This is a genomic window from Longimicrobium sp. (assembly GCF_036387355.1).
Taxonomy (GTDB): Bacteria; Gemmatimonadota; Gemmatimonadetes; order Longimicrobiales; family Longimicrobiaceae; genus Longimicrobium.
The window spans coordinates 1-10,816 of the sequence record NZ_DASVTX010000033.1 but is presented as its reverse complement, the minus strand read 5'-3'; the positions used below and the strand labels follow the sequence as shown (position 1 = coordinate 10,816).

The 10,816-nt window shown below is 69.7% G+C and carries 10 protein-coding genes; 8 read left to right on the top strand and 2 right to left on the bottom strand.

The genetic code is table 11. The annotated features are described in order from the left end of the window. Positions 1 to 107: 107 nt before the first annotated feature. Both VF665_RS01605 and VF665_RS01600 read right to left on the bottom strand, forming a co-directional pair. Positions 108 to 620, bottom strand: a complete 513-nt coding sequence (locus VF665_RS01605; RefSeq protein WP_331051648.1) for a GAF domain-containing protein — start codon at positions 618 to 620, stop codon at positions 108 to 110. After that, a complete protein-coding gene (locus VF665_RS01600) occupies positions 617 to 916 on the bottom strand; it encodes a hypothetical protein (RefSeq protein ID WP_331051647.1) in 300 nt (99 codons plus the stop codon). Before VF665_RS01600 ends, VF665_RS01605 begins: the two co-directional genes overlap by 4 nt. A gap of 194 nt (positions 917 to 1,110) precedes the next feature. Between VF665_RS01600 and VF665_RS01595 the strand changes: the two genes are divergently transcribed. From VF665_RS01595 to cphA, 8 genes are all read left to right on the top strand, one after another. Then, positions 1,111 to 2,571, top strand: a complete 1,461-nt coding sequence (locus VF665_RS01595; RefSeq protein ID WP_331051646.1) for an NAD(P)/FAD-dependent oxidoreductase — start codon at positions 1,111 to 1,113, stop codon at positions 2,569 to 2,571. 83 nt (positions 2,572 to 2,654) lie between these two features. Continuing rightward, a complete protein-coding gene (locus VF665_RS01590; RefSeq protein ID WP_331051645.1) occupies positions 2,655 to 3,548 on the top strand; it encodes an alpha/beta fold hydrolase in 894 nt (297 codons plus the stop codon). Then, positions 3,545 to 4,540 (top strand): amidohydrolase family protein, encoded by a 996-nt coding sequence (locus VF665_RS01585; protein ID WP_331051644.1) that lies wholly within the window; start codon positions 3,545 to 3,547, stop codon positions 4,538 to 4,540. The genes VF665_RS01590 and VF665_RS01585 overlap by 4 nt, the downstream gene beginning before the upstream one ends. Before the next feature lie 73 nt (positions 4,541 to 4,613). Next, positions 4,614 to 5,780 carry an AAA family ATPase gene (locus VF665_RS01580; protein ID WP_331051643.1) on the top strand — a complete coding sequence of 389 codons (1,167 nt, stop codon included), beginning with the start codon at positions 4,614 to 4,616 and terminating at the stop codon, positions 5,778 to 5,780. Between the two features lie 109 nt (positions 5,781 to 5,889). After that, positions 5,890 to 6,360, top strand: coding sequence for a DUF4276 family protein (locus VF665_RS01575; RefSeq protein WP_331051649.1), 471 nt, complete (start codon positions 5,890 to 5,892; stop codon positions 6,358 to 6,360). A gap of 148 nt (positions 6,361 to 6,508) precedes the next feature. Continuing rightward, positions 6,509 to 7,606, top strand: coding sequence for a PAS domain-containing protein (locus tag VF665_RS01570; protein ID WP_331051642.1), 1,098 nt, complete (start codon positions 6,509 to 6,511; stop codon positions 7,604 to 7,606). Then, positions 7,606 to 8,436, top strand: coding sequence for a hypothetical protein (locus VF665_RS01565; RefSeq protein WP_331051641.1), 831 nt, complete (start codon positions 7,606 to 7,608; stop codon positions 8,434 to 8,436). Before VF665_RS01570 ends, VF665_RS01565 begins: the two co-directional genes overlap by 1 nt. Before the next feature lie 475 nt (positions 8,437 to 8,911). Then, positions 8,912 to 10,816 (top strand): cyanophycin synthetase (cphA, locus tag VF665_RS01560; RefSeq protein ID WP_331051640.1); only part of this gene is annotated, 1,905 nt, incomplete at its 3' end.

Sequence of the window (10,816 nt, the reverse complement as noted above, 5' to 3'; positions counted from 1 at the left end):
GGTACCGGGCGGTACCGTGACCTCCGTGGCGCTTCCGTGGACTGCGGGAAAAGCGCGGTTTCCAGCGATCCGGCGGGATCTCCGCGATCCGCCGCGACTGCCGGTGCTCAGTGCTCGCGGGACTCGATGCGCTCCACCGCGCGGGCGGCCAGGCCGCGCAGGATCTGGAGGTCCGCCTCGCTGAACGTGCGCGCCTCGCTGCCCAGCACGCACAGGTTGCCCACCACCTCGCCGCCCGACACCACCAGCGGAATGCCGGCGTAGCAGCGGATTCCCTCCATGGTCACCACGGGATTGTCCCTGACCAGCGGGTGCGTCGCGGCGTCCTGCACCACGAACTCCTGGCCGCTCTGCACGGAGTTGGCGCAGAACGACCACTCCACCGGCGTGCCGTTCGCTTCGGCGATCCACCCGCCCAGCCCGCACTGGGCGGCAAACACCTGCGCGCTGTCCAGCACGATGCTCACGAGCCCGATGGGGAGTTCCAGCCGCTCCGCCGCTTCTTCCACCAGTTGCTGCAGAACGGGGTCCGTCGTGCGGCGGTCCAGGCCCAGCCGGGCAATGGCCGCCAGCCGCGACGTGCTCTGCACCCCGTCCGGGGTGCCGGCGCATTCCGTCATTGGCCCCCTCCCACGCCGCGGTTGGCCGTCAGCAGGCGGTACGTGCGCAGCCGCACGCTCAGCGACGTGCCGATCACTCCCACGATCCCGCTCTGCCTGGCCAGCCATTCCGCCACCTTCATCAAGGTCTCGGGGCCAAGGTCGCGTGCCGTGGCGGACGCGCCGCTCTCCCGGCAGGCGCGCACCCACAGCGCCGCCGCCTGGTCGGCACCCACGCCGCGCGCCAGAAAGGCCAGCGCGTCATCCTTGGACGGGGGCGCCAACCCGTATCCAGGTATGGCTGTCTGCGTCGTCATGTGCACTCCTAACTTGTTTCTCTCCATGGAGATTACGCCAAATCTAGAGGAACATCCGCGTGGGGTCAACTGCTGCTACAATATCTGTAGCAGAACCGAATGGTTATCTTGAACCCTTTGCCTGTTCTGCGCGCGGTGCGATTATGGCGGCGGAACGGAGGTCCGGACGGTGAAACGATGGCCCGGGAGGCGGGATGACGGAGCAGACACAGTTCATCAGGGTGCCGCACGTGGTCATCGTGGGCGGCGGATTCGGCGGGCTGTCGGCGGCGCGCGGGTTGCGCCGCGCCCCGGTGAGCGCCACGCTGGTGGACCGGCGCAACCACCATCTCTTTCAGCCGCTGCTGTACCAGGTGGCCACGGCCGCTCTGTCCCCGGCAGACATCACGGCGCCCATCCGCGGAATCCTGCGTAAGCAGCGGACCACGGAGGTGAAGATGGCGGAGGTGGCCGGGTTTGACCTGGCCGCGCGCCGGGTGATGCTCGCCTCGGGCGAGGCGCTGGCCTACGACTACCTGATCGTGGCCACCGGGGCCACGCACGCCTACTTCGGCCACCCGGAGTGGGAGCCGGTGGCGCCGGGCCTCAAGACGGTGGAGGACGCCACGGAGATCCGCCGGCGCTTTCTGCTCGCGTTCGAGGCGGCGGAAAACGAGAGCGATCTGGAGCGGCGCCGGGCCCTGCTCACCTTCGTCGTGGTGGGCGCCGGGCCCACGGGGGTGGAGATGGCGGGCTCCATGGCGGAGATCGCCCGCCACTCCATGGTGCGCGACTTCCGCAACATCGACCCCAGCAGCGCCCGCGTGATCCTGGTGGAGGGCGGCCCGCGCGTGCTGGCCGCGTACGACGAAAAGCTTTCCGCCTACGCGGCGCGCGCTCTCTCCCGCATCGGGGTGGAGGTACGCACGGGCGCCATCGTGACGGGGATCGACGCGGAGGGCGTTTCCATCGTCGAGGAACGCATCCCGGCGCGCAACGTGGTGTGGGCGGCGGGGGTCACGGCGTCGCCGCTGGGCAAGGCGCTGGGCGTGCCCACAGACCGCGTGGGGCGCGTGCTGATCCGCCCGGACCTCAGCATCCCCAACCATCCGGAAGTGTTCGTCATCGGCGACCTGGCCAACCTGGAAGACGCGGGCGGGCGCCCGCTCCCCGGCGTGGCACAGGTGGCCATGCAGCAGGGCGCGCACGCCGCGCAGAACATCGCCCGCGACATCCGCCGTGAGCCGCCGCTCTCGTTCCGCTACAAGGACCGCGGCAACATGGCCACCATCGGCCGGCGCGCGGCGGTCATGGAGTCCGGCCGCATCCGCATGAAGGGGTGGTTCGCCTGGGTGGCGTGGCTCATCATCCACGTCTACGCGCTCATCGGCTTTCGCAACCGCATCGTGGTGATGATGCAGTGGGCGTGGAACTACCTCACCTGGCAGCGCGGCGCGCGGCTCATCACGGGCGAAACGGGCGCGGTGCTCGCGCCGGCGGGCAAGCCCATCGGCACGCCGGAGGGGCATTCGCAGCCGTTGTCGGAGGGCCGGCCCGCATCGCGCGACGCCGCGCTCGCCGCCGCGCAGGGGCAACAGGCGCCCGGGGATGGCGAGGATCCGGGGTGGATGGGCGGGGATGTGCGGCAGGCGGGAACTGCAGGGAATAGGGAATAGGGAATGGGGAATAGGGGGAGCCGGCGCGGCGGCCCGGTTCAGTGTGCGGGGGCGGGGTTCGGGTGGCGCGGCGTGGCCGGCGCGTGACGGGGAGCGGGGCGGACTACGCGGGGCGGCTCGGCGCGTGGGCGCGGCGGGCCGGGGTGCGCGTGGAAAACGTGCGCTACCCCCGGCCGGAGGCGCGCGGTGAGGTGATGGCCGTCCGGCTGACGCCTGTGCGGACCGCCGCGCGCGCCGTGGTGGTGCACGGGGCGGGGAACGACGCCATCTTTCCCCTGCTCGCGCTCTTCCGCACCCTGCTGGCGGCGGACACGGAGGTGTTCTCGTTCGACGTGGATGGGCACGGGCGCGGGAGCACCACCGTGTTTGCGGCGGATTCGGTCCGCCGCGCGGTGGCGGCGGCGGTGCGCGTGGCGCGGGATGGGCGGCCCGCACTGCCGCTGCACCTGGTGGGCCACAGCCTGGGCGGCGCGCTGGTGCTGGATGCGCTCGCGGTCGGTTCGGTGGAGTGCGCCTCCGCCTCCATCCTGTCCGCGCCGGTGGAGGTGCGCATCGGGGTGCGGACCGTGCTCGGCGAGCTGGGCGGGTTCTTTCGCATTGCCACGCTGGGGCAGCGGGCGGACTACGGATTGTGGGGTCTCGTGCCCGCGTTCGGGCCGGTCCGCCGGGGCGCGTACCCGTTCCGCCGCGCGGACGCGGATGGCAGAAGCTGGAGCTACGTCGCCGCGGTCGGGCGGCTGCTGGCGGAAATGGAACTGGAGCGCCGCGTGGAATCCATCCGCACCCCCACCCTGCTGGTCTACAGCCGCGGCGACGCGCTGGTGCCGCACGCGCAGGGCGAACGCCTGGCCGCCCGCATTCGCGCCGCGCGGCTGGTGTCGCTGCGGTCCGCGTCGCACTACAGCCTTCCGTTCGATGACGGAACGCTCGCCTCCGTCGCGGAGTGGACCGCCGCACCCGTCGTGGCCACGCGATGACGGGAGGCCTGGGGGCGCCGCGCATCGACTGCCACGTGCACCTGGCCGGCGTGGGGACGGATGACTCCGGGTGCTGGATCTCGCCCGCGTTCGAAAAGCGCATCACCTTCCGGCTGCTGCGCATGCGGCACGGGATGTCGGCGTCGCGCGCCTCGGCGGACGCGGACTGGGCGGCGGACGTGGCGGAGCGGGTGCGCGGAAGCGAGCTGACGCACGCCGTGGTGCTGGGTTTTGACGGCGTGTACCGGCACGGGAGGCTGGACCGCGGCCGCACGCAGATGGTGGTGCCGGCGGAGTGGGTGTTCCGCGTCTGCCGCGCGCATCCGGAACTGCTGCCGGGGCCGTCCATCAACCCGCACCGCGCGGACGCGCTGGAACGGCTGGAGGAGTGCATCGAGGGCGGCGCCGTGCTCATCAAGTGGCTTCCCGCCACGCAGGGCATCGATCCGGCGGACCCCGCGCTGGCCGCCTTCTACCGGCGCTGCGCAGAGGCCCGGCTCCCCATCCTCACGCATTCCGGCGGCACGGAGGGCACCTTTGCGCAGGTGGCGCCCGCGCTCAAGGACCTGCGCCGCATTCTGCCCGCCCTGCGCGCGGGCGTGCCGATGATCGTGGCGCACACGGGCGCGCCGGTGGCCTACGCCCGCGACCCGGACCAGGTGCCCCTGCTGCGCACGATGATGGCGGAGTTTCCGCACCTGTGGGTGGACAACTCGGGGATGGCGAACCCCTCCCGCTTTCAGCACCTGCCGCGGTACGCGCGCAGTGCGGACCTTGTCGCGCGCACTCTGCACGGGAGCGACTTTCCCGTGCCGTCCAACGCGTTCTGGTACGCACGGCGGCTGGGGATGGGCGAGGTGGCGCGGCTGGAGCGCATCCGCAACCGCATGCAGCGCGACATCGAGATCAAGCGCGCCCTGGGCTACCCCGACGGCGTCCTGACCCGCGCCGCGAGCGTGCTGCCGAATCTGGAGCGGTGGATCGGGCGCTGATCCGCGGCCCTGTCCCCGTGTGTCCGGGCCGCCCATATTGCGGGATCCCACAACCGCGCTTCAAGGCTTTCGGATGGCGAACAAGCCACTTCTGCAGAACATCACGTTGACCCGCTTCCTCTCCTACGGAGCGGAGCCGACCTCCGTCGACCTCCTGCCGCTGAACGTCTTCATCGGCCCGAATGGTTCAGGAAAATCCAACTTTCTCGAGGCGCTTTCCCTGCTTCGCGCGAGCGCGACCGATCTGGCGGCAGCGATCCGCGGCGGTGGAGGGTTTGAAGAGTATCGGTGGAAGCGCTCGGGGCCGGATGAGCCGGTCTACCTGGGCGTCACAGTGGGTCAGCCTGCGGAAAAACCCCCGTTGCGGCTTACACTTGCGCTCATCGGGAAGGAAAGCCGCGTTTCCATCTTCGGTGAAATCCTCGAAGTGGTCACCGCAAGTGGAGACGTCCCGCTCTATGATCGCCACATGGAGAAAGCCCTGTACAAGCGTACGGCTGCCCAACCGGGCGCCATGTACGATTCGCTGCGGATCGACCAGTCGATCATCGCACAGTTACGCGACCCGGAATCCCATCCCGAGTTGACGTTTCTGTATGACGTATTCAGAAACATCAGCCTCTACCACGAGCTGAACGTTGCCCGAAAGTCTCCTGTACGACTTCCGCAACCCACCGATCTGCCAGCAGACATTCTGTTGCCGGACGGGAGCAACCTGGGGCTGGTGCTCCACGGGGCGACGATGACGGCGCGGAACCGCCGGAACCTGCTGATTCATCTCAAGACGTTCTATCCGCGTACGGAGAATCTCAGTTCGCAGATCTACGGTTCCACGATCCAACCCTTCTTGGAGGAGGTCGACGGTTCTGTCGTTCCTCCCACGCGGATGTCCGATGGGACGCTTCGCTTTCTGTGTCTGCTCGCGATTCTGTGCAACCCCGACCCTCCGCCAGTCATCGCCATCGAAGAACCGGAACTCGGGCTGCACCCGGACATCATGCCGACGGTCGCTGAACTGCTCCTGAGCGCGTCGGAACGAAGCCAGGTCTTTGTGACCACCCATTCCGACGCACTCGTGGGCGCCCTTACCCACAAACCGGAAACAGTGCTGGTCTGCGAGCGTTCCGACGATTCCACTACACTGCGGCGGCTGGATTCCGAGGAGCTCGCAAGCTGGCTGGAGAAGTACACATTGGACGAACTCTGGCGCATGGGGGAGATCGGAGGGAACTCGCTGTGACGGAGATCCGTCTGTACGTCGAGGGCGGCGGCATGAAGCAGCGCTGCGCCTGGCTTTCTCGCGCTTCCTGCAATCCGCCACCCTGAAGCCGGTTTCGCTCCGCGTGGTGATGTGCGGCTCGCGCGAGAGCACGTACGAGGATTTCCGGATGGCGGTGCGGGAGCACACGTCGGCCGTCGTTCTCATGCTCGTGGACGCCGAAGCTCCCGTCACGCAGCCTGAGCGTGAGCATCTTCTGTCGGTGGACGGCTGGGATCTTTCGTTCGCGCGGCAGAACCAGATCCACCTCATGGCCCAGATGATGGAATCGTGGTTCCTGGCGGACCCCGATGCACTCCAGCAGTTCTACGGACATGGCTTCCGGGTATCCGCGCTCCCCGCGTCGCCCGATGTGGAGCAAGTGCCCAAGAACACCGTGGAGAAGGCTCTCGCGTCGGCGACGCGTCAGACGCGGCCTGGCGCGTACCACAAGACGAAGCACGCTCCTCAGCTTCTGGCGAACCTCAGCCCGGCTCGCGTTCGTGCCCGCGCACCGCGTTGCGACCGCCTGTTTTGGGCACTGCAGTCGTACGGGCGATAGCCGCTCCGTGCCTCGCGGTCCGGCCGCGGACAAGTTCCCGGCGTGCTGCCCTTCCTGCGCCGGGGGGTGGGCCGGGAGTTGCGGGACAACGCCCTGGGGTGAACATTGATCCGCTTCTCAGCTGGACTCTCTGGACGCAAAGATCCGAATGCAGCAGACCATTTTCGACAACCTGAGCGACGGCGTTCTGGTCATCGATGCCGAAGGCCGGATCCAGGAGGTCAACCGCCGCGCCGAAACCCTGTTCCGCAAGCGCAAGACGGAGCTGCTGCACAAGAACGCCTGGAACACCATCCCCGACATCGGCGACGGCAAGTTCCAGGATGAGGTGCAGACGGCCATGTCGCAGGGGCTGGTGCGGATCTTTGAGCACTTCTACCCGTCCATGTACGTCTGGCACAAGATCCGGGTGGTGCCCCTTCCGGACGACCGCGCCGCGCTCATCATCGCCGACATCACCGAAGTGGCCCGCCGCCAGCACACCGAGGCGGTGCGCGAGGCCGTGCGCAACGTGGTGCGGCAGGCGCCGGTGGCCATCAGCATCGTTCGCGGGCCCGAGCACCGCTTCGAGGTGGTGAACGACATGTCGCGCCGCCTGATCGGCGACCGCGACCTGGAGGGCATGCTGGTGCGGCAGGCCCTCCCCGAACTGGAGGGGCAGGGCCTTTTTGAGCTCCTGGACGAGGTGTACCGCACGGGCGAAGCGTACGTGGGCAGCGAAATGCCGGTGACGTACGACCGCACCGGCGAAGGCGAGATGGTGCAGGGCTGGTTCAACGTCATCTACCAGCCCCTGTACGAGGCGGACGGGCGGGTTTCCGGCGTGCTGAGCATGAGCCTGGACGTCACGGAGCTGGTGGAGGAGCGCAAGGCCGTGGAGGTGCAGGCCGCCCGCCAGCGCGCCATTCTGGCGCAGCTGGACGAGGGCGTGGTGGTGGCCGACGCGGAGGGGCACATCCGCTTCATCAACGAGCAGGCGCAGCGGATGCACGGCACCGCGCGTCTGGGCGTGGGGACGGACGCGTATGCCCGCGAGTACCAGCTGTTCACCGAGAGCGGGGAGCCGTACCCCGACGACCAGCTCCCCCTTGCCCGCGCCGTGCTGCACGAGGAAACCGTGAGCGGCGTGCGGTGGCGGGTGCGCCGGCCGGACGGGTCCGAAGTGCTGCTGGAAGGCGGCGCGCGCCCCGTGTACGCCGACAACGGCGAGCGCCTGGGCGCGGTGGTCACCATGCGCGAGGTGTAATGGCGGGCAGCCGCGTTCGCGCCGCCCTTCTGCACACGCTCTGCGCGTACCTGTCCGCCGCCGGCGCGCACGCCCAGCTGCGCCCGCTGGAGCCGCTGGAGTGGCGGATGTTCGACGGGCGGCCGACGGTTTCCGCGCAGGTGGGCGGCGGATGGCTTTCGGGGCAGCGCGCGTCGCTGGCGGGAACGGAGGGGACGCTGGTGGAAGCCGGGAACTGGCGCGCGTTCTGGCGCACCGGCCGCGTCGTGCTGGAGGCCGGCGGCACCGTGCAGCGCTTCTTTGACGAGGAGAGCCGGTTCGCCGCCGCGGAGCCCGAAGTCCTCCCTTCCGACGGCGGGAAGCGCCACGACGCGGGCGACTACCGCATTCTCACCGCCGTGCGCCTTACGCCGGAGCGCGCCCGCGTACACGCCGCCCTGCGCTTCGGCACGCGGCTGCCCACCACCGACAACACCACCGGGCTGGACCGCGACGCCACGGACTTCTTCGCCAGCGTCGCCGGGCGCACGCGGCGCGGCGCGGCGGAACTGCAGGCCGAGGCCGGGCTCGCCATCGTGGGCACGCGCCAGCCGCGCTTTGAGCAGGACGACCTGCTGACCTACTCCCTGCGCGCGGAAACCGCGCTCGGCCCCGTCCGCCCGCGCCTGACGGTGCTGGGCCAGCAGGTCGGCTCCGGCCACCGCGAAATCCGCGGCAACGAGTCCCTTGGCGAGGTCCGCGTTGGGTTCCGTTCCGGCGGGCGGCGGTGGATCCAGGCGGAAGCGGTGCGCGGATTCACGCCTTTCAGCCCGGACTTCGGCGTGCTGGTGGCCGCGGGGGCGGACTGGTAGGCCGGCCCGGCGCCCACCCACGCCAAACAGGGTACCTCGCCAAAGGCGCTGCCACGGACGCACTTGCGGCACACGTACACATCAAGGGTTTGTCGAAGTGCACAGCGTAGCAGTCCGCGCGCGGTGTTCCGCAAGTCCCCGCCAACTGGCATGCCTCCTGCCTTGCCCTGCCGTGCGCGCCGCCCTATGCAGCGGCCGTTGGAAACGAGGACTCTGAAGGTGCACCATGGCGTTCAGGACAGAAATCAGCGAAGATCAGCTTCAGCCGCAGGCAATCCGTGCCTCGGGCGACGAGCGGCGGTTTGCGCGGCGGATTGATTGCGACATGCGCCGGGACAGGCGCCTGGACGGCTACACCGCCCGCGGCGGGGCCCGCGACAGCTCCGGGTGGGAGCGCACCCGCGTCTCCGGCATCTGATTCCACCACCGGGGCTTCGGCCCCCTTTTCGTTTTCTCCTCACACATGTCTCAGGCCATGAGCGAGCCCACGGCTCCCGCCCGGCAGTTCGATCCTGAACAGCTCCGCGTGAGCCGCCTGCGCGCGGTGCGCGGCCCCAACTTCTGGCGCCTGGCGCCGGTGATTGCGTGCGACGTCACCCTGGGGTCGCTGGAAGACGTGCCCACGTCCGACATCCCGGGCTTCAACGACCGCCTTCTCGCGGCCATGCCCACGCTGTACGAGCACCCCTGCTCGCGCGGCACCGAGGGCGGCTTCGTGGAGCGGCTGCGCGAAGGGACGCACCTGCCGCACGTGCTGGAGCACGTCGCGCTGGAGATGCAGACGCTGGCGGGCACCGACGTCTCGTTCGGCCGCGTGGTGGAAAGCGGCGACCCGGGCGTGTGGTGGCTCATCGTGGCGTACGAGGAGGAAGAGGTGGGGCTGCAGGCCGTGCGCGACGCGGTAAAGCTGGTGCGCGCCTGCATGAGCGGCGAGGAGTACCCCGTGCAGAAGGCCGTGGAGGACCTGCACGACCTGCTGGAGAACGTGCGCCTGGGGCCGTCTACCGGCGCCATCGTGGAGGAGGCCCGCCGCCGCGCCATTCCCGTGCGCCGCCTGAACAGCCACTCGCTGGTGCAGCTGGGGCTGGGCATCAACCTGCGCCGCGTGCAGGCCGCCATGAGCGACTACACCAGCGCCATCGGGGTAGAGATCGCGCAGGACAAGGACGACACCCGCCGCGTGCTGAGCGCCATCGGCCTGCCGGTGCCGGAGGGGGGCGTCGCCAGCACACTGGACGGCATCCTGGAGACGGCCCACGAGATCGGCTGGCCGGTGCTGGTGAAGCCGCTGGACGCCAGCCACGGCCGCGGCATCAGCGGGCGGCTGGAGAACGACGAGGCCGTCGCCTCGGCGTTCGAGGTGGCGCGCACGTTCTCGCGCCGCGTGGTGATCGAGCAGTTCGTCACCGGGCGCGACTACCGCGTCCTGGTGGTGGACGGCAAGGTGGCGGCGGTGGCGGAGCGCGTTCCCGCCAACGTGGTGGGCGATGGCGAGCACAGCGTGGCCGACCTCATCACCATCGCCAACCGCGACCCGCGGCGGGGGACCGGGCACTCGCGCACCCTTACCTGCCTGCCCGCGGACGCCGCGACGGAAAAGTACCTGGCCTCGTGCGGGCTTTCGCTGCAGCACGTGCCGGCGCAGGGCGAAACGGTGTTTCTGCGCGCCACCGCAAACCTGTCCACCGGCGGCACCTCCATCGACCGCACGGACGAGATCCACCCCGACAACATCACGGCGTGCGAGATGGCGGCCGGCATCGTGGGGCTGGACATCGCCGGCATCGACGTGCTGTCGCCCGACATCAGCGTGCCGTTCCGCGAGAACGGCGCGGTGATCATCGAGGTGAACGCCGCGCCCGGCCTGCGGATGCACACGCATCCGTCGGAAGGGCAGGGGCGCGAGGTGGGGGCGCCCATCATCGACATGCTGTACCCGCCGGGGTCGCCCTACACCATTCCCGTCATCGCCATCACGGGCACCAACGGCAAGACGACCACCACGCGGCTCACGGCGCACCTGTTCCGCCAGACGGGCAAGACGGTGGGCTTCACCACCACAGACGGCGTCTATCTCCAGAACCGCATGGTGATGGAGGGCGACATGACGGGCCCGTTCTCGGCCAACATCATCCTCTCCAACCCCACGGTGGAAGTGGCGGTGCTGGAGACGGCGCGCGGCGGCGTGATTCGCGCGGGGCTGGGTTTTGACGAGTGCGACGTGGGCGTGGTGCTGAACGTGAGCGCCGACCACCTGGGGCTGCGGGGCATCAACACGCTGGAGCAGCTCGCGGAGGTCAAGTCCGTGGTTCCCGCCGTGGTGAAGCGCGAGGGGCACGCCGTGCTGAACGCCGACGAGCCGCTCGTGTACGCCATGCGC